Here is a 16,791-nt window from a genome sequence, read left to right on the forward strand (position 1 = left end):
TCAGGCCCGTGCGGTCGCGCGTTCGGCGGCGAAGACGTCGTCGAGGCGGTCCGGGTCGGGGTTGCGGACGAGGACCAGCGAGCCTCCCCTTCGGAGGGGCTCGGTGAGGGTGGCCATTCCTGGTGGGGAAGCCGGGTCGGCCACCGACAGAAGACGGCCGCCGTCGGTGAGTGCACTCCCGACGGCGGCCGTCAGGTCGTGCAGGGCGTCCTGGGTGAGGGCGTCGGTCGCGAGGTCGTCCCCGGTCGGCGGGTCCCAGGCGGTGAAGCCGTCGGGCTGCGACCAGATCTCGACCCCGACGTCGAGGACGCCGGCCGGGAGCGGCTCGGCGAACCGGACGCCCAGCGGGCGCAGGCTGCACGCGAGCACCGGCAGCGCCGCGGCGCGGGATGCCCAGGCGTCCAGGCTGTCGGGGCCGCAGACCACCGCGTCGGGCTCGTCCGAGGTCGTCACCCTCAGCCCGACCGTCCAGGCCGCCCCGAGGAACACCGTCGAGAGCCAGTGCGATGGCAGGTCGATGCGCAGCGACATCCCGCGCTCGAGGTCGGCCACGTCGACCAGCAGGCCGGACGCCTTGGCCACCCAGTTGGCGTACGTCGTCACCGACAGCTCGACGCGCTCGTCGGTGGCGTGGTCGTAGAAGGTGACCAGGGGCCGGCCCGGGTCACGCCGCAGCTGGGCGCCGAGCACGTCGGCGAAGGTGGCCACGCAGCCGGCTCAGACCGCGTTGGGCTCGGGGGAGTCCATGTAGGGGTAGTCGGTCATGAAGGTGTCGAGGGCGGCACCGCTCAGGTCCGAGCAGTACTGCCACACGCCGACCGCCTTGGAGGGGTCGGTCTCGCCGACACCGCCGACGGACCAGTGGGTCAGGGCGACGTGCTGGCCGTCGGGGAAGGGCTCGCCGTCCTCGGACGTCCACGGCACGGCCTTGAACTTGTCGCGGTAGTTGGTGGTGCCCTCGAGCTTCGAGGCGATGCCGCGCAGCTGGTCCATCTTGTCCGCGTCGTCGGCGATGGTCTCGTCGTACCAGAGGACGGTGAAACCGTGCTCGAGGTTGTGCACGAGCTCACCGAGCTCGGGACGGTCCGAAGTGGTGTAGAGCTTGCGGTCCATGCTGTCCCACAGGTTCCAGTGGGTGCCGAAGGCAGGCGGGGAGTCCGGGTAGGTCATCGGCGTGCCGACGTCCACGTGGTCCTGGTTGCCCTCCGCAGGCTTCGTGGTGACCTCCTGGCACACCGAGGCCTCGGCGCCGATCTCGCTCAGCGAGTCGGATGAGAAGGCGCGCAGGTCGTACCAGTCCTTGACGGGCTTGAACGCGGCGGCGCCGACGATGAGCACGGCGACCAGCACGCACACGCCGACGATGGCCATGCCGCGCCGGTTCTCGGAGCGCGACTGCTGGGAACGGATGGAGTCGATGACCGCCTGACGGTCGGTCTTCTTTGCCTGCTTGGCCACGGTGCTCGGTGTCTCTCGGTCGGTGGACGACGGACTGCGCTGGCAGAGTCTACGTAGTGCGCGGTGATCCGTCGCACACGCCGTCGGATCCGTCCCGCTCCCAGTCCTCGATGCGCCACCCGTGGGCGAAGCAGACGGCCGAGACGGCGGTGCGGTCGGACGCGTCGGGGAGTCGCCCGATGGCCGCCGCGAGCTCGTCGGCGTCGGCGGGCGCACCGAAGGGTGCGCGGTCCGCGTCGTCCCCGACCAGGGCGCGTACGACCGCCTCGCGCGCACCCCAGCCGAAGAGGTCCGCCCCGTCGGGGCGCACCAGCGCGACGGCGCCGGTCCCGTCCTCGCCGGGCGCCAGCACCAGGTCGGCGCGGCCGCGCACCACGGCGAGCGGGCGGCCGGACAGCTTGCCCTGGGCCAGCTCGGCGGCGCCGGCGAGCTCGTCGGCGACTGCGGGGAGGGTGACGGCGAGGGGATTGCCGTGCGGGTCGGTGCGGCCCGCGAAGTCCTCGGCCACCACGAGGCCGGCGGCCCCGATGGCGAGGTCGGTCTGGCCCTCGCGCCAGGCCCGGCCGGCCGTGTCCGTGACGACGACGGCGACGTTGGCGCCGGCGCGGTCATGGATCTCGCGACGCAGTGCGCGGGCCGAGGCGTCGGGGTCCAGCGGCAGGAGCACGATGGAGCCCGCGGCGACGTTGGAGGCGTCGACGCCGGCCGCCGCCATGGTGAGGCCGAGGCGGTGCCGGACGATGCGGGTCGCGCCGCGACGGGCGACCAGGCGCACCGACTCCTCGTCGATGGCCTCCTCGCGCCCACCCCTGCGGGTGCGCCCCTCGGCCTTGCTCACCACCTTGCTGGTCACGCAGACCACGTCGCCGTCCGCGAGGTCCGCGCCCCCGTGGAGGACGCCGAGCAGCAGGCCGGCCAGGTCGTCGCCGGCCTGCACCTCGGGGAGGCCGTCCGGGGCCCAGACCTCGAGCCGGCTCACGCGCCTGCGTCCGGGCTGGCATCCGGCACGAGCGCGACGGCGGCCGCCGCCATCGCCGCGGTCGCGTCGTGATCGGTCATCATCAGCGGCACCGCGCGGGCTGCGATGCCGGCCTCCTCGAGCCGGGGGAGCTGGTCGGCGTCGCGGCTGTCGACCAGCCACCCGTCGAGGACGCCGCCGCGCGAGCGTGCGCCGTAGTGGATCCCGACGGCCGCCGCGCTGACCTCCACGCCGATGCTGGTGAGCATCTGCCGGGCCATGCCGTGCACGTGGGAGGGACCGACGATGGGGGACAGGCCCACGACCGGGGCGGCGGTGGCACGCACGGCGTCGCGGATCCCGGGGACGCCGAGGATCGTGCCGACCGACACGACCGGGTTGGACGGCGGCAGCACCACGAGGTCGGCGCCCGCGATGGCGTCGAGCACGCCGGGGCCGGGTGTGGAGGAGTCCTGCCCCACGGCGAGGACCGCCTCCGCGGGCACTTCGGCACGCAGCCGCACCCAGTACTCCTGGAAGTGCACGACGCGGCGCCCGCTGGCGCTGTCGGGGTCCGCGATCGCGACGTGCGTCTCCACCCGGTCGTCGCTCATCGGGAGGAGTCGCACGCGGTCACCGTGGAGCGGCTCGAGCCATCGGCGGCACAGCGCCTCGGTGACCTGCGAGAGGCCGAAGCCGGCCTCGAGCATCTGGGTGCGCACGAGGTGGGTGGCGATGTCGCGGTCGCCGAGGCCGAACCACGTCGGCTCCACGCCGTACGCCTCCAGCTCGGTCTTCGCGCTCCACGTCTCCTCGCTGCGGCCCCACCCGCGCTCGACGTCGATCCCCTCCCCGAGGGTGTACATCACCGTGTCGAGGTCGGGGCAGACCTTCAGCCCGTGGATCCACCAGTCGTCGGCGGTGTTGGCCACGACGGTGACCTGGGTGTCGGCGCTCCCGCCGGGCACGGCGCCGGTGCGCAGGCCGTGGAGCAGGCCCTGGACGAACCTCGCGCCGCCGACACCTCCCGAGAGGACGGTGACACGGCGGAGCGGTGACGGTGATGATGGCATAGGAGCAGCCTGCCGGAAGGCGAACGGGTATATCAGATCCGGGCTTGACTTACGGGAACGACAGGCATGTAATTCCCACAGTGTCATTGGGTTGTTCGTAGCCGGGTCGAAAGGGCTTACCACCATGAGAGCAGAACTGTTTCTTCTCGAACCCGAGGGCGAAGAGCTCGGGTGGCAGGACCGCGCCCTGTGCGCGCAGACGGACCCCGAGGCGTTCTTCCCCGAGAAGGGTGGTTCGACCCGCGAGGCCAAGAAGGTGTGCCTGACGTGCGAGGTGCGTGACGACTGCCTCGAGTCCGCCCTGATGAACGACGAGCGCTTCGGGATCTGGGGCGGCCTGTCCGAGCGCGAGCGTCGCAAGCTGAAGAAGCGCGCGGTCTGACCGAGCGTCCCACGCCGTTTTCGGACGGTCCGGAGCGCCTCGCTAAGGTGCTCCGGTGTCTGTCACCGCGCTTCTCGTCTGCCACGACGGGGCGAGGTGGCTCCCAGCAGTTCTCGCTGGTCTGACCGGGCAGACCCTCCGGGTGGACCGCGTCGCGGTGGTCGACACCACCAGCCGCGACGACAGCCTCGACCTGGTGCGCGACGGCCTCGGCCGCGCCGGTCTGGACGGCTCACGACTCGTCGTCGACGTCGTGCCCGGCTCCACCAGCTACCCGGCCGCCGTGCGCCACGGACTCGACCTGGCCCCGGCCCTCGCGGCGGACGGTGACGTCGAGTGGGTCTGGCTGCTCCACGACGACAGCAACCCCGACCCCACGGCGCTGGCCGAGCTGCTGGCCGCGGCCGAGGAGCACCCCGACGCCGCGATCCTCGGCCCGAAGCTGCGCGAGTGGCCCTCACTGCGCCGGCTGCTCGAGGTCGGCCTGACCATCACCGGCACCGGCCACCGCGAGACCGGTCTGGAGCGGGGCGAGTACGACCAGGGCCAGCACGACGCCGTGCGCGAGGTGCTCGCGGTCAACACCGCCGGCATGCTGGTGCGGCGCGACGTGCTCGAGTCGCTGGGCGGGCTCGACGAGGAGCTGCCGATCTTCGGCAACGACATCGACTTCGGCTGGCGCGCGGCCCTCGCCGGCCACCGCACGCTCGTGGTGCCGCAGGCGGTCGTCTTCCACGCCGAGGCCGCGCACCGCGGCGTACGCCGCACGCCGCTGACCGGTCGCCACACCCACTACCAGGAGCGCCGGGCCGCGCTCCTCACGTCGCTGGCCAACGTGTCGTCGCGCCGCTTCGCCTGGCAGTACGTCCGGCTCTTCCTCGGCTCGCTGCTGCGCGTCGTGGGCTACCTCGGCGTGCGCTCGATCGGGGAGGCCCTCGACGAGCTGGCTGCGGTGCTCTCAGTGCACGGCCGGCCGCGGCAGCTGCTGGCGGCCCGTCGCCAGCGTGCCGAGCGCCGCGTGGGGGAGCCGGCAGACGTACGCCGCCTCCTGGCCCCGGCGTGGCTGCCCTACCGCCACGGCCTCGACTTCGTCACCGACCTGGCGTCCGCTGCCACCAGCCAGGCGGCCGACGTCGCCGAGCGACGACGCCTGGCCCAGGCCCCCGGCGAGCAGGCCGGGCGGGACCAGCGGCGCGGTCCGGTCGAGGACGACGAGGACGCCTACCTCACCGACACCGGCATGGTCGCCCGCTTCTTCACCAACCCGGTCGCGGTCGTGCTGGTGCTCTTCGGCGTGCTCTCGATCCTCGCCGGGCGCGAGGCGTTCGGCTCGATCGCCGGCGGCGCGCTGTCACCCGTCCCAGAGTCGGCAGGGGACTGGTGGCGACTGCACACCACCTCCTGGCACCCGCTCGGCACCGGCACCGACGTGCCCGCCCCCGCCTACGTCCTGCCCTTCGCCCTCGCCGCGTCGCTGCTGCTCGGCAGCACCGGTGCGGTGGTGTCGGGGCTGATGCTGCTGGCGGTGCCGTTCGCGGCCTGGGGCGCGTGGCGGCTGCTCAAGGTAGTCGGCCGTCTCGTCGACCCGCGCGGCCTCCCGCGCTGGCTCGTGGTGTGGGGTGCGCTGACCTACGCGCTGGTCCCGGTCACCTCGGGCGCCTGGGGCGAGGGCCGCTTCGGCACCGTCGCGGTCGCGGCGCTGCTGCCGTGGGCTGCGCACGCCGCGCTGGGCTTCGTCGACCCCGCCCGAGACCGCCGCTGGCGCGCCGCGTGGCGCACGGCGCTCCTGCTGGCCCTCGGGGCTGCCTTCGTGCCGGGCCTCTGGCTCTTCGCCCTGCTGGCGACCGCGGTCGTGCTCGGCGCGGCCGCCGTCATCTCGCCGCGGCTGCTGGGCGAGCGGGACAGCTGGGGACCGCCGGTGACCGCGGTGGCGGCGACGCCGCTGCTCCTCGCCCCGTGGCTGCTGCCGCTCGTGACGACGGGCTCCGGCTCCGGCCTGCTCCTGGAGGCGGGGCGGTTGACCGTCGACCAGGTCACCTTCGGTGGGCTGCTGACCGGCCGGCTCAACGACCTCGGCGCTCCCGACTGGCTCGGCATCGTGCTGGGTGTCCTGGCCCTCGCGGCCCTGCTCCCGCGGCGTACGCGCGTGCCGGTGGTGATCTGCTGGCTGGTCGCGCTGGCCGCGGCGCTGGTGTCGGGGGTGCTCTCCCACGACTCGCTCGACCTGCCGTCGGTGACCACGCGCCCGAGCCTGGGCCTGTTCGTGGTGATCCTCCAGGGCACCGCGATCGTCGCGGTCGCGCTGGGTGCGGACGCCTACCTGCGCCGGCTCGAGGAGCACCACCCCGCCTGGCAGCGCGGCGTCGCCGCCGCCCTGGCCGTGGTCGCGGCCGCCGTGCCGCTCGGCGGGCTGGGCTGGTGGCTGACCACCCCCGACAACGCGATGGCACGCGACGCCGAGACGACGGTGCCGGTCTACATGCAGCAGAGCTCCCTGCTGGGTCCGGAGCACGGCGTGCTCGTGGTCGACGGGTCCGTGGAGGACGGCATCACCTACCGCATCCGCCGCGAGGACGGCACCACCGTCGGCGAGGACGAGGTCCTCACGCTCACCGACGAGGACGACGACCTGACCGGCCAGGTGCAGGCCCTGGTGTCGGCTCCCACCCCGGGCGTGGTCACCGCGCTCGGCGACCGCGGCGTCGAGTACGTCGTGCTCGCCTCGCCCGCCGACGGGCGGATCTCGGCCCGCCTCGACGCCACGGCGGGCCTCGAGCAGGCCAGCGCCGAGGACCGCAGCACCCGCGCCTGGCGCGTGGACCGCCCGCTCGACGCGGCCGCGCTCGACGGTCCCGAGCCGTGGTGGCGCACCGCGCTGCTGGTCCTCCAGGGACTGGCGGTCATCGCCGCGATCGTCCTGGCAGCGCCCACGGTGCGCCAGCGCAGGGAGGGCCGAAGCCATGACTGACGCACCCACGACCGGTCGGCGCCGCGTCGCCGACGCGGCCGGTCGACGACCCTCGCCCCTGACGCTGCTCGCGGTGGCGATCCCGCTGCTGACCGTCGCCGCGCTGGCCCTCGTCCGGCCCGCGGCGGAGCCGACGACGGCGTACGCCCCCTCCGACGCGCCGCTCGACCGCTCGACCGCGGTGTGCCCGGCACGCCTGCCCGGGGCGGACGAGGTGCGTCTGGGCAGCGCCTCCCTCGCCTCCGGGGACCTGGCCGTGCGGGTCGGCCGCGACGAGCGCACGCTCACCCTGGACAACGGTGTCGCCAGCATCGAGGCGCGCGCCTCGGTCGTCGTGGACGGCGCCGGCGAGCTCGCCCCCGGTCTCGTCGTCGGGCGCTCCGGCGCCGGGTCGGCAGTGGCCTGCGACGAGCCCGCCCCCGAGCGCTGGTTCACCGGCCTGGGTGCCTCCGCCGAGCACACCTCCACCCTCACCCTGGTCAACCCCGACAAGGGCCCGGCTGTCGCCGACGTCACCGTCTGGGACGGCAGCGGGATCGTCGACGTCCCGGCGCTGCGCGGTGTGCGCGTGCCGGGAGGCCGGTCGGTCTCCTTCGACCTCGCCGAGGTGGCTCCCAACCGCGACGCCCTCGCCGCCCAGGTCCTCGTCTCCCGCGGACGGCTCTCCGCCGGGGTCGTCGACGTGCTCGACCCGGTCGGCACCGACCCGGCCGTGCGCGAGTGGCTGCCGGCGCAGGACGCCCCCGCCGCGACGTCGTACGTCGTCGGGGTGCAGGCAGCGGCCGCCGACCGGACCCTCACCCTGGCCAACCCCGGCGACAGCGAGGTCCGGGTCGCGCTGAGGCTGGTGAGCGGCGAGAGCGAGTTCGCCCCCTCGGGCGTCGAGGAGGTGACGCTCGCCCCGGCGACGGTGACCGAGGTCGACCTCGCCGGGGTGCTGCGCGGCCCGACCGCAGAGGGCGTGCAGGCACTGCGGCTCGACGCCACCGGCCCGGTAGCCGCCGCGTTGCGGACGCGGACCGCTTCCGACCTGGCGTTCTCCGTCGCCGGCCCGGTCGTCGAGGGCGACGCCGCTGTGGCCCTGCCCGCAGGCTCCAAGCGCGTCGTCGTCGCCGGTGCGGAGGCGCCGGGTGTCGTCGTGCTCCGGGCGTGGGACGCCGACGGCGAGCCGGTCGTGCGCGAGCGGCGCGTCGAGGTCGAGCCGGCGACCGCTGCGCGGCTGCGACTTCCGGACGAGGCGGTGCTGGCCGTGGTGCGGGTCGAGCGCACCGGCGCGGTCGTGTCGGTGGAGGTCGAGGACCGCGGCCTGTCGGTGCTGCCGCTGGCCGCGCTCGTGACGACCGGCCAGGTGCCGGACGTCCGACCTGCGCAGAGGTAGCCCTGCGCTAGTCGGCGTACCTCTCGTCGACCTGCCCGGGGGTGAGGTTGAGCAGCTCGGCGAGCTGCTCGACCACGACGGTGTGCACCATCGCCTCGAGCTCGTCGCGGTCGTTCGCGCGGTGCTCGACCGGGCGGCGGAAGATGACCAGCCGGGTCGGGTCCTGGCCCTTGCCACGCACGAGCGAGGAGAGCGGCACGGTGTCGTCGCCCCAGTCGTCGGGCAGCATCGGGGCGTCCTCGACGGCGTACTCCACCAGCCCGAGGTGGCGCTGCCAGCGCTCGTCGAGCGGAGTGACCACGTCGAGGACGAGCTGGTCGAAGCGCTGCCGGTCGGTGCGCAGGGCCGGCGTCCCCGCAACGGCTGGCATCACTCCGGGACCGCGCATGCCGCGGCCGCGCCGGTCGCGGGTGCGGCGGCGCGGGCGGTCGGGGCGGGCGGGGCTGACGTCGTCCACGCCGCGAGCCTAAGCGCCGCGCGTGCGTGTGGCGGGTAGCGTCGGCGCCGTGAGCCTTGCCCGTCGTTGTTCGCGTACGGCGTGTGGCCGTTCCGCGGTCAACACGCTGACCTACGTGTACGCCGACCAGACCGCCGTCCTCGGGCCGTTGGCGACCTACGCCGAGCCGCACGCCTACGACCTCTGCGACACGCACAGCGAGCGGCTCTCCGCCCCGCGCGGCTGGGAGGTCCTGCGCCTGGCTCCGGACCCCCAGGCGCAGGGGCCGAGCAGCGACGACCTGCTGGCGCTGGCCGACGCGGTCCGCGAGGCCGGCCGTCCCGCGCCGGCGCCGGTCCCGCTGCACTCGACCGACGACCCGTCCCGCGGCGCCAAGCGCGGGCACCTGCGTGTCCTGACGTCCACCGACTGACCTAGGATCGTGCGCGTGAACATCGACCCGCAGCTGCTGAGCATCATCGTCTGCCCGGCCTGCCACGGCGAGCTGTCGCCCGTGACTCACGCCGGCGCCGACGAGCTCGTCTGCCAGGGGTGCGGCAACGCCTACCCCGTCCGCGACGACATCCCCGTCCTGCTCGTCGACGAAGCCCGCAAGCCGGTCTGAGGCCGGGTCCTGACGTGGCGACCTGGTTCGACGAGGCCCGTCTCGACGACGACAGCGTGCTGGAGACCGTCGACCTGCGCCTGCGCACCCTCGCCGAGAGCGGTGCCCGGGTCCGACGTGAGGCCCACGCGGCCGCGGCGGCCACGGCCGAGGCCATCGCCCGGGGTCGCGACGAGGCCCGTCCGCGCGCGGTGATCGCCGCCGGTCCCGACTCGCGGCTGCTGCGCGCGGTCCTCGAGCCGTGGTGCCCCGTGCCCTTCGTCGCCTGGCCCAACCCCGGGCTCCCGGGCTGGGCAGGTTCGCTCGACCTCGTCGTGATGCTGGCGCCCGAGGGCAACGACCACGGGTCGGCGTCCGCGGTCGCCGAGGCCGTACGTCGCGGCGCGCAGGTGGCCGTCGCGTGCCCCGAGCGCTCGATGGTCGCCGAGCACGCCGCCGGTCGCCACGTCACGCTGCTGCCGACCGTGACCGGTGACCAGCTCGCCACGGCCGTGGTGATGCTCGACTACCTCGCCCACATCCAGCTCGGCCCCCACGCCGATGCCGAGTCGGTGGCGGAGTCGCTCGACGAGGTGGCCACCAGCTGCTCGCCGCACCGCGACCTGGCGGTCAACCCGGCCAAGATGCTGGCCATCGCGATGGCCGACACGAACCCTCTGGTCTGGGGCGGGTCCGTGCTCGCTGCCCGTGCCGCCCGTCGGCTCGCGGAGTCGCTGCGACGCACGAGCGGACGCTCCGCGATCGCGGGCGACGCCGAGCACCTGCTGCCGGTGATCGAGGCCACCCGGCCGCACGACACCTTCGCCGACCCCTTCTCCGACGAGCAGGCCGACCTGCGCCCGCTGCTGCTGGTGCTCGACGACCGCGCCGACGACCCGGTGGTCCGCGAGCAGGCGGGCGAGCTGCGGGCCGCGGCCGCGCGTCACGGCGTACGCGTCGAGACGCTGGAGACCGACGCCGACGCCGAGGTCGCGCGCTACGCCTCGCTGCTGCTGACCGGCACCTACGCCGCGGAGTACCTCCGCGTCGGCCTGGTCGACGACTAGGCCGTCGGCGGCCTCGTCAGGCTCGTCCCGAGGACGAGTGCGTCGCCGTCGTGGACGTACGCCGTCCGCTCCACCACCATCCCGAGCGTGCGGGCCACGGCCTGCGACGGTGTGTTCTCCGGGCGGATGATCGCCACGAGGTGGTCGATCCCGGCGGCGGCCGCACAGTCGCGTACGGCGGTCGCGGCCTCCGTGGCGTAGCCGTGCCGGCGCAGGTCAGGCACGACGTGGTAGCCGACCTCGACGTGGGGCTCGCCCTCCACGTCCTGCACCGTCAGGCCGCAGTCGCCGACGAACTCGCCGTCGTGGGTCTCGACCACCCACAGCCCGAACCCGTGGTCGGCGTAGTTGCGCTCCTGCCACTCGATCCAGCGCACGGCGTCGTCGCGGTCGCGGGCCGGCCGGTCCACCCGGACGGGGTCCGGCGCCGAGAGCAGCGTCGTCACGTCGTCGAGGTCGGCGATCGTCATCGGACGGAAGCGCAGGCGCGCGGTGGGCTCTGGCAGCACCGGCTCAGGCTAGTGGCCGGGTGCCGTCGGGAGCCTGCTGGTCGACGTCGGTCCACACCTCCGTGAGCTCGGCGAGGAGGCCGTCCTGGACGCTGGCGAAGCTGGCGACCACGAAGACCTGGTCCGCGCCGTCGGACCCAGCGCAGGTCACTCGCGCTCGGAGGACGCCACGGTCGTCGGCTGCGACGAGGTCCTCGAGGTGCATGCGCTCGAAGCCCGGGTAGTCGGCGTTGAGCCTGACCCACCCGTCGCGGTCGAACACCTCACCGGTGTGGACCAGCCGGCAGGTGAAGTCGGGGTGCAGCAGGTCGGCCAGGCCGGCCCAGTCGTGGGCGTCGATGACCTCGGCGAGGCGGGCGAGGAGGGCGGCAGTGTCCATGCACGGAGTGTGGCGCGCGGGACCGACAGCGCTCACTGGTCAGGTCTCGAGGCAGAACTCGTTGCCTTCCGGGTCGCGCATCACAACAAGGGCGACATCCTGGTGAACCGTCCGAGCCCCCAGTGCCACGAGCCGGTCCCGCTCGTCCGCGAGTGGCCCCATCGCGCGCAGGTCGAAGTGCAAGCGGTTCTTCGCGACCTTCGGCTCGGGAACCTGCTGGAACCACAGGCTGGGGCCTCCCCACCCGGCGGGTTCGACCCAGGCGCGTTGCGACGTGCTGTCCTCGTCGACGTCAGAGCCGAGCGCGGCCGCCCAGAACGCCGCCAGCGTGAGCGGGTCGTGGCAGTCGAAGGTCACGGACTTCACGAAGGAAGGCATGCGAGCACGCTAGTAGCCGACAGGACGCGCCGGTGGCCCCGCCTCCTCGTGGGTGGCGGGGTGTGGGGCGGGGTCATCTTCGAGGTGACGGGATCCGGGGCGGTTTCGGGTCGGGCGGGTCGAGTGCGGTGGTGCCAGTCGAATCTCGCCGGTAGCGGTGCCCGTGCGGACTCGTCCACTCGAACACCCCGGGCGCGACCATGTCGTAGCGCCAGGCGGTGTGGGTCTTGACCCGGTGGTGGAACCGGCACAAGGCGCCCAGGTTCTCGGTGCACGTCGGGCCCGGCTGGGGTCGGCCTTGCGCGTCGGCGTCATGGTCGTACTCGGTGACGTGGTCGACGTCGCACCCCCGTGCAGGGCGGGAGCAGAACGGGAACACGCACGTGCGATCGCGGAGGATGACCTGGTCACGGATCCGGTCCGGGATGTCGTAGCCGGGCGAGTACTTCTCCTGGTTGAGGTCGATGACGGGCTTGACGGTGACGGTGGTGCGCGAGTCGGCGCACCAGGACCTGAGCTGGTCCAGCAGGAGGAGTCGCTGGCCCTCCTCCAGCCGGCCGGTCGGCCTGAGGACCGTGGCGTCGCCGGCCATGGTGGCGTCGAAGTGCGCGTGGAGCACGACCTCGCGCGCCGCGGGCAAGTCATCGGTGGTTGAGGTGCGAGCGGAGCGAGCCTCGAAACCACTCGCATGCAGGTCGAGAGCGGTCTGCGTCCGGGCCAGGTCACCCAGCGCCTTGGCCCGTCTCGCGTTGAGCGGCTCCTGCGAGCCGAGGGCCTTCTGGGTCGCGGCGCCGTGGGCGAGTGCCTGGTGGAGGTCGAGGCCGTCGGCGAGGTCGATCTCGGCCTCGAGCCGCACGGTGCCGGCGAAGTGGACGTCCTCATCGTGGATCGTGACGTGGCGCGGGTCGACGTGGAGGTACCCGTCCTCCGGATCCGCGGCCGGATCCGCCGCGGCGAGGTCGAACCTCTTGATCGTCTCCGCGACGAGGCGATCCAGCTGGGCGGGCCCGATCCGACCGGCGATCGCGGCGACCTGGACGTCGACGAACCGTGCGGCCTCGACCGTCAGCGCCGGCGTGGAGTGGATGGTGACCTCCGCAACGGCACGCGCCCGCCAGGCAGGAACCGATCCGGCGTGGACCTGCGCCCACAACCGGGGGAGGCGGTGGCGCAGCTCGAGGGCGTGGCCGATGAGCTTCTTCGCCGACACGCTCGTGATGCCGAGGACGGTGCCGAGCTCGGCGACGCAGAACTCCGCGACCAGCGGCGTGCCCGGTCCGGCGATGGGCTCTTCGTGCTCACACCCCGCCACGGCGAAAGACGCGGCCGAGTGGATGGACTCGGGCGGGTGGAGGTCAGCCCAGCGGGCGGCGAGGTCGAGCTGCCGGGCGGCGGCAGCGTCTTCAACGGACCGGGCCGAGCGGATCGAGGCGAGCAGGGCTGCGGGGGTGAGGGCGTCTGCCCCGGCCTCCGGTCCCGCTTCCAGTTCCTCGATCATGCATTCGATTCTAGACGAGGGGTCCGACAACGGCCTCGAGCCGGCGGCGTCTTGTGGAGGGGTCTCGATGCGCCTCGCTCGTTCCTCGCTCGGCTGCTCGACCGCCGAGGTGAGGCCTCCGCCCGGCGAGGGAGAGCAATGGTTTCGAGGCTCGCTGCGCTCGCGCCTCAACCAGCGAGGGGGAGGAGCACGGAGCATCCCGGCGCGGGTCCGCGGATAGGCTGCCCCACGCACCACCTCTTCCCGACCCCTGACCCGGAGGACCACCCATGGCCGGCGGACTGTTCGCCCTCCTCGACGACGTCGCCGCACTCGCCCGGATCGCCGCGGCCAGCGTGGACGATGTCGGCGCCGCCGCCGGGCGGGCCAGCATGAAGGCCGCCGGCGTGGTCGTCGACGACACAGCCGTCACCCCGCAGTACCTCCACGGGTCCCCGGCCGCACGCGAGCTGCCGATCATCAAGAAGATCGCGATCGGCTCGCTGCGCAACAAGCTGTTGTTCATCCTGCCCGCTGCCGTGCTCCTGGGTCAGTTCCTCCCGCAGCTGCTGCCGGTGATCCTCATCTTCGGTGGCGGCTTCCTCGCCTACGAGGGCGCGCACAAGGTGTGGGAGAAGGTCAGCGGCCACGAGCCGGTCGTCGAGGAGGCGGAGGAGGAGCTCACCAGCACGGGCGAGCTGAGCCCCGAGCACGAGGCCAAGACGGTCGCCGGCGCCATCCGCACCGACTTCATCCTGAGCGCCGAGATCATGGTCATCGCGCTCAAGGAGGTCGTCACCTCCGACCCCGACGCCACCATCTGGATGCGGGCGATCGTCCTGGCGGCGGTCGCCGTGCTGATCACCGTCCTCGTCTACGGCGTCGTCGCCCTCATCGTGAAGATGGACGACGTCGGCCTCCACCTCGCGGGGAAGCCCTCCAAGGGCGCCCAGCGCGTGGGTCTCGCCCTCGTGTCCGCGATGCCGCGCCTGCTCACCGCGATCTCCCTCATCGGCACGCTGGCGATGCTGTGGGTCGGTGGCCACATCCTCCTGGTCAGCCTCTACGAGATCGGCGGCCCCGACGGCCTCCTCGAGGGCACCGCACTCGGTGACGTCCTGTACGCCCCGTACGACCTCGTCCACCACTGGGAGGACGCCGTGCACGAGGCCGTGGGCGGGACCTTCGGCGCCCTGCTCGGCTGGGTGGTGAACACGGTGCTCTCCGGTGTCGTCGGCCTGGTGGTCGGCGGGCTCGTGCTGGCCGTGCTGCACGCCTTCGGGATCGGCGGCGGCCACGGCTCCGGCCACGACTCCCACGACGAGGGCGGCGTCGAAGGACACGGCTCCGGGCACGGCTCCGGGCGCGACTCCGGGCACGACGAGGCGACCCCCGGTGGCACCGCCGAGGATTCTCCGAATCGCTGAGTGCGGTTTTACCCTCTTCTGGTCCGCGCGGGAGATCCCGACGATGCACAGATGTGCGGCGCAGACGCACCTCCTCGACACCAGGAGACACAGATGGACTTCAAGGTCGCCGACCTCAGCCTCGCCGCCTACGGCCGCAAGGAGATCGAGCTCGCGGAGCACGAGATGCCCGGCCTGATGGCCATGCGCGAGCGCTACGGCAAGGAGCAGCCCCTCAAGGGCGCCCGCGTCGCCGGCTCGCTGCACATGACGATCCAGACCGCCGTCCTCATCGAGACGCTGGTCGCGCTCGGTGCCGACGTGCGCTGGGCCACCTGCAACATCTTCTCGACCCAGGACCACGCTGCCGCCGCCGTCGTCGTCGGCACCGAGGGCACGGTCGACGCCCCCGCCGGCACGCCCGTCTTCGCCTGGAAGGGCGAGACCCTCGGCGAGTACTGGGACGAGGCCGAGAAGGTCTTCGCCTTCACCGACGCCGACGGCAACCCGGTCGGCCCCAACGTCCTCCTCGACGACGGCGGCGACATCACGATGCTGCTGCACCTCGGCGTCGAGTTCGAGAAGACCGGTGTCGTGCCGTCGCAGGACAGCACCGACAACGAGGAGTTCAAGGAGGTCCTGCGGGTCCTGGCCCGTTCCGTGGCCAGCAAGCCGGGCTATTGGACCGCCGTGTCCCAGGACATCAAGGGCGTCTCCGAGGAGACCACCACCGGCGTCCTGCGCCTCTACGAGCGGTTCCGCGAGGGCACGCTGCTCTTCCCGGCCATCAACGTCAACGACTCGGTCACCAAGTCGAAGTTCGACAACAAGTACGGCTGCCGCCACTCGCTCATCGACGGCATCAACCGCGCCACCGACGTCATGATCGGCGGCAAGGTCGCGGTCGTGTGCGGCTACGGCGACGTGGGCAAGGGCTCCGCGGAGTCCCTGCGCGGCCAGGGTGCGCGCGTCATCGTCACCGAGATCGACCCGATCTGCGCCCTGCAGGCCGCCATGGACGGCTACGAGGTGCGTCGCCTGGAGTCCGTCGTCGAGACGGCCGACATCTTCATCACCACGACCGGGAACTTCAACATCATCACGGTCGAGCACTTCCACAAGATGAAGCACCAGGCGATCGTCGGCAACATCGGTCACTTCGACAACGAGATCGACATGGCCGGCCTGGCCAGGATCCCCGGAGTCGTCAAGGACGAGATCAAGCCGCAGGTCCACCAGTGGATCTTCCCCAGCGAGGGTGACGAGCCCGGCAAGAAGATCATCGTGCTGTCGGAGGGTCGCCTGCTCAACCTGGGCAACGCCACCGGCCACCCGTCGTTCGTCATGTCGAACTCCTTCACCAACCAGGTGCTGGCGCAGATCGAGCTGTTCACGAAGGCCGACGACTACGAGCTCGGCGTGCACGTGCTGCCCAAGCACCTCGACGAGGAGGTGGCCCGCCTGCACCTCGACGCCCTCGGTGTCGAGCTGACGGAGCTCACCAAGGAGCAGGCCGAGTACCTCGGTGTCGACGTGGCCGGTCCCTTCAAGTCCGACCACTACCGCTACTGAGTCCTGCTCAGGTCTGCGGGTGCCAGCCCTAGACTGGCGCCATGAACGATCCTGTCGATCCCGCGCGCGGAAGCGTGCTCGTCGTCGACGACGACGCCTCCTTGGCGGAGATGCTCTCCATCGTCCTCCGCCAGGAGGGGTTCGACAGTCGCATCGTGGGTCGCGGCGACGTGGCCCTGGACGCGTTCCGCGACTACAAGCCCGACCTGGTCCTCCTCGACCTGATGCTGCCCGGCAAGGACGGCATCGACGTGTGCAAGGAGATCCGCGCCGAGTCGGGCGTGCCGATCGTGATGCTCACCGCGAAGGGTGACACCGTCGACGTGGTCGTCGGCCTCGAGTCCGGGGCCGACGACTACATCGTCAAGCCCTTCAAGCCCAAGGAGCTCGTCGCCCGCGTCCGGGCGCGCGTGCGTCGCAACGACGTCACCCCCGACGAGGGCCTGACCATCGGCGACGTGACCATCGACGTGGCCGGGCACTCCGTCACGCGTGGCGAGGAGTCGATCAACCTCACGCCCCTGGAGTTCGACCTGCTGGTGTGCCTGGCCCGCAAGCCCTGGCAGGTCTTCACCCGCGAGGTGCTCCTCGAGCAGGTCTGGGGCTACCGCCACAGCGCCGACACCCGCCTGGTCAACGTCCACGTGCAGCGCCTGCGCTCCAAGGTCGAGCACGACCCGGAGAACCCGGAGGTCGTGGTGACCGTCCGCGGCGTCGGCTACAAGGCCGGCAAGTCCCAGGCGTGA

Annotated in this window: 18 protein-coding genes; 9 read left to right on the plus strand and 9 right to left on the minus strand. The window is 72.8% G+C overall.

Annotation, left to right across the window (positions count from 1 at the left end):
• From CFI00_RS05745 to cofD, 4 genes are read right to left on the minus strand one after another with little or no spacing between them, the layout of a single operon-like run.
• Entirely contained in the window at positions 1 to 708 is a 708-nt protein-coding gene (locus CFI00_RS05745; protein WP_207084296.1) for a TIGR03089 family protein, read from the minus strand.
• Between the two features lie 9 nt (positions 709 to 717).
• On the minus strand, positions 718 to 1,458 hold the full coding sequence (locus CFI00_RS05750; RefSeq protein WP_207084297.1) for a DUF3105 domain-containing protein: 741 nt from the start codon (positions 1,456 to 1,458) through the stop codon (positions 718 to 720).
• A gap of 49 nt (positions 1,459 to 1,507) precedes the next feature.
• Entirely contained in the window at positions 1,508 to 2,437 is a 930-nt protein-coding gene (gene cofE, locus CFI00_RS05755; protein WP_207084298.1) for a coenzyme F420-0:L-glutamate ligase, read from the minus strand.
• The gene (gene cofD, locus CFI00_RS05760) at positions 2,434 to 3,489 is read right to left on the minus strand and encodes a 2-phospho-L-lactate transferase (RefSeq protein WP_207084299.1); all 1,056 of its coding nucleotides are present in this window, start codon (positions 3,487 to 3,489) and stop codon (positions 2,434 to 2,436) included. The genes cofE and cofD overlap by 4 nt, the downstream gene beginning before the upstream one ends.
• Before the next feature lie 124 nt (positions 3,490 to 3,613).
• On the opposite strand from cofD, the gene CFI00_RS05765 reads away from it, so the two are divergent.
• From CFI00_RS05765 to CFI00_RS05775, 3 genes are read left to right on the plus strand one after another with little or no spacing between them, the layout of a single operon-like run.
• Positions 3,614 to 3,871, plus strand: coding sequence for a WhiB family transcriptional regulator (locus tag CFI00_RS05765; RefSeq protein ID WP_091199910.1), 258 nt, complete (start codon positions 3,614 to 3,616; stop codon positions 3,869 to 3,871).
• Positions 3,872 to 3,926: 55 nt separating this feature from the next.
• Positions 3,927 to 6,839 (plus strand): glycosyltransferase family 2 protein, encoded by a 2,913-nt coding sequence (locus CFI00_RS05770; RefSeq protein WP_207084300.1) that lies wholly within the window; start codon positions 3,927 to 3,929, stop codon positions 6,837 to 6,839.
• Positions 6,832 to 8,217, plus strand: a complete 1,386-nt coding sequence (locus CFI00_RS05775) for a DUF5719 family protein (protein ID WP_207084301.1) — start codon at positions 6,832 to 6,834, stop codon at positions 8,215 to 8,217. The genes CFI00_RS05770 and CFI00_RS05775 overlap by 8 nt, the downstream gene beginning before the upstream one ends.
• A gap of 7 nt (positions 8,218 to 8,224) precedes the next feature.
• On the opposite strand, the gene CFI00_RS05780 is transcribed toward CFI00_RS05775, so the two are convergent.
• Positions 8,225 to 8,674 carry a metallopeptidase family protein gene (locus tag CFI00_RS05780; protein ID WP_242532705.1) on the minus strand — a complete coding sequence of 150 codons (450 nt, stop codon included), beginning with the start codon at positions 8,672 to 8,674 and terminating at the stop codon, positions 8,225 to 8,227.
• 49 nt (positions 8,675 to 8,723) lie between these two features.
• Here CFI00_RS05780 and CFI00_RS05785 point away from each other — a divergent pair, with 49 nt between their 5' ends.
• From CFI00_RS05785 to CFI00_RS05795, 3 genes are read left to right on the plus strand one after another with little or no spacing between them, the layout of a single operon-like run.
• Positions 8,724 to 9,086 carry a DUF3499 domain-containing protein gene (locus CFI00_RS05785; protein WP_207084302.1) on the plus strand — a complete coding sequence of 121 codons (363 nt, stop codon included), beginning with the start codon at positions 8,724 to 8,726 and terminating at the stop codon, positions 9,084 to 9,086.
• A 21-nt stretch (positions 9,087 to 9,107) separates the two neighbouring features.
• The gene (locus tag CFI00_RS05790) at positions 9,108 to 9,278 is read left to right on the plus strand and encodes a Trm112 family protein (protein ID WP_207085396.1); all 171 of its coding nucleotides are present in this window, start codon (positions 9,108 to 9,110) and stop codon (positions 9,276 to 9,278) included.
• Positions 9,279 to 9,292: 14 nt separating this feature from the next.
• Positions 9,293 to 10,324 carry an SIS domain-containing protein gene (locus CFI00_RS05795; RefSeq protein ID WP_207084303.1) on the plus strand — a complete coding sequence of 344 codons (1,032 nt, stop codon included), beginning with the start codon at positions 9,293 to 9,295 and terminating at the stop codon, positions 10,322 to 10,324.
• Here CFI00_RS05795 and CFI00_RS05800 read toward each other — a convergent pair.
• The 4 genes from CFI00_RS05800 to CFI00_RS05815 all read right to left on the minus strand — a co-directional run bounded on the left by CFI00_RS05800 (position 10,321) and on the right by CFI00_RS05815 (position 13,088).
• Positions 10,321 to 10,833, minus strand: a complete 513-nt coding sequence (locus CFI00_RS05800; protein WP_242532707.1) for a GNAT family N-acetyltransferase — start codon at positions 10,831 to 10,833, stop codon at positions 10,321 to 10,323. The two genes, CFI00_RS05795 and CFI00_RS05800, sit on opposite strands and share 4 nt — an antisense overlap.
• 4 nt (positions 10,834 to 10,837) lie before the next feature.
• Positions 10,838 to 11,212, minus strand: a complete 375-nt coding sequence (locus CFI00_RS05805) for a nuclear transport factor 2 family protein (RefSeq protein ID WP_207084304.1) — start codon at positions 11,210 to 11,212, stop codon at positions 10,838 to 10,840.
• Between the two features lie 39 nt (positions 11,213 to 11,251).
• Positions 11,252 to 11,590 carry a VOC family protein gene (locus tag CFI00_RS05810; RefSeq protein WP_207084305.1) on the minus strand — a complete coding sequence of 113 codons (339 nt, stop codon included), beginning with the start codon at positions 11,588 to 11,590 and terminating at the stop codon, positions 11,252 to 11,254.
• Between the two features lie 73 nt (positions 11,591 to 11,663).
• Positions 11,664 to 13,088 (minus strand): HNH endonuclease signature motif containing protein, encoded by a 1,425-nt coding sequence (locus CFI00_RS05815; RefSeq protein WP_207084306.1) that lies wholly within the window; start codon positions 13,086 to 13,088, stop codon positions 11,664 to 11,666.
• 269 nt (positions 13,089 to 13,357) lie between these two features.
• On the opposite strand from CFI00_RS05815, the gene CFI00_RS05820 reads away from it, so the two are divergent.
• From CFI00_RS05820 to mtrA, 3 genes are all read left to right on the plus strand, one after another.
• Positions 13,358 to 14,494: a DUF808 domain-containing protein gene (locus tag CFI00_RS05820; RefSeq protein WP_207084307.1), complete on the plus strand. Its 1,137-nt coding sequence runs from the start codon at positions 13,358 to 13,360 to the stop codon at positions 14,492 to 14,494.
• Positions 14,495 to 14,587: 93 nt separating this feature from the next.
• Positions 14,588 to 16,045, plus strand: a complete 1,458-nt coding sequence (gene ahcY / locus CFI00_RS05825) for an adenosylhomocysteinase (protein ID WP_207084308.1) — start codon at positions 14,588 to 14,590, stop codon at positions 16,043 to 16,045.
• A gap of 41 nt (positions 16,046 to 16,086) precedes the next feature.
• Positions 16,087 to 16,791: an MtrAB system response regulator MtrA gene (mtrA, locus tag CFI00_RS05830; protein ID WP_207084309.1), complete on the plus strand. Its 705-nt coding sequence runs from the start codon at positions 16,087 to 16,089 to the stop codon at positions 16,789 to 16,791.

It is taken from the genome of Nocardioides sp. S5, assembly GCF_017310035.1.
In the GTDB taxonomy this organism is placed as follows: domain Bacteria; phylum Actinomycetota; class Actinomycetes; order Propionibacteriales; family Nocardioidaceae; genus Nocardioides.

Bases quoted from the DNA above. Each gene is read 5' to 3' on its own strand.
- mtrA (WP_207084309.1), top strand. From the start codon at position 16,087: ATGAACGATCCTGTCGATCCCGCGCGCGGAAGCGTGCTCGTCGTCGAC.
- CFI00_RS05775 (WP_207084301.1), top strand. From the start codon at position 6,832: ATGACTGACGCACCCACGACCGGTCGGCGCCGCGTCGCCGACGCGGCC.
- CFI00_RS05810 (WP_207084305.1), bottom strand. From the start codon at position 11,590: ATGCCTTCCTTCGTGAAGTCCGTGACCTTCGACTGCCACGACCCGCTC.
- CFI00_RS05805 (WP_207084304.1), bottom strand. From the start codon at position 11,212: ATGGACACTGCCGCCCTCCTCGCCCGCCTCGCCGAGGTCATCGACGCC.
- ahcY (WP_207084308.1), top strand. From the start codon at position 14,588: ATGGACTTCAAGGTCGCCGACCTCAGCCTCGCCGCCTACGGCCGCAAG.
- CFI00_RS05820 (WP_207084307.1), top strand. From the start codon at position 13,358: ATGGCCGGCGGACTGTTCGCCCTCCTCGACGACGTCGCCGCACTCGCC.
- CFI00_RS05815 (WP_207084306.1), bottom strand. From the start codon at position 13,088: ATGATCGAGGAACTGGAAGCGGGACCGGAGGCCGGGGCAGACGCCCTC.
- cofD (WP_207084299.1), bottom strand. From the start codon at position 3,489: ATGCCATCATCACCGTCACCGCTCCGCCGTGTCACCGTCCTCTCGGGA.
- CFI00_RS05765 (WP_091199910.1), top strand. From the start codon at position 3,614: ATGAGAGCAGAACTGTTTCTTCTCGAACCCGAGGGCGAAGAGCTCGGG.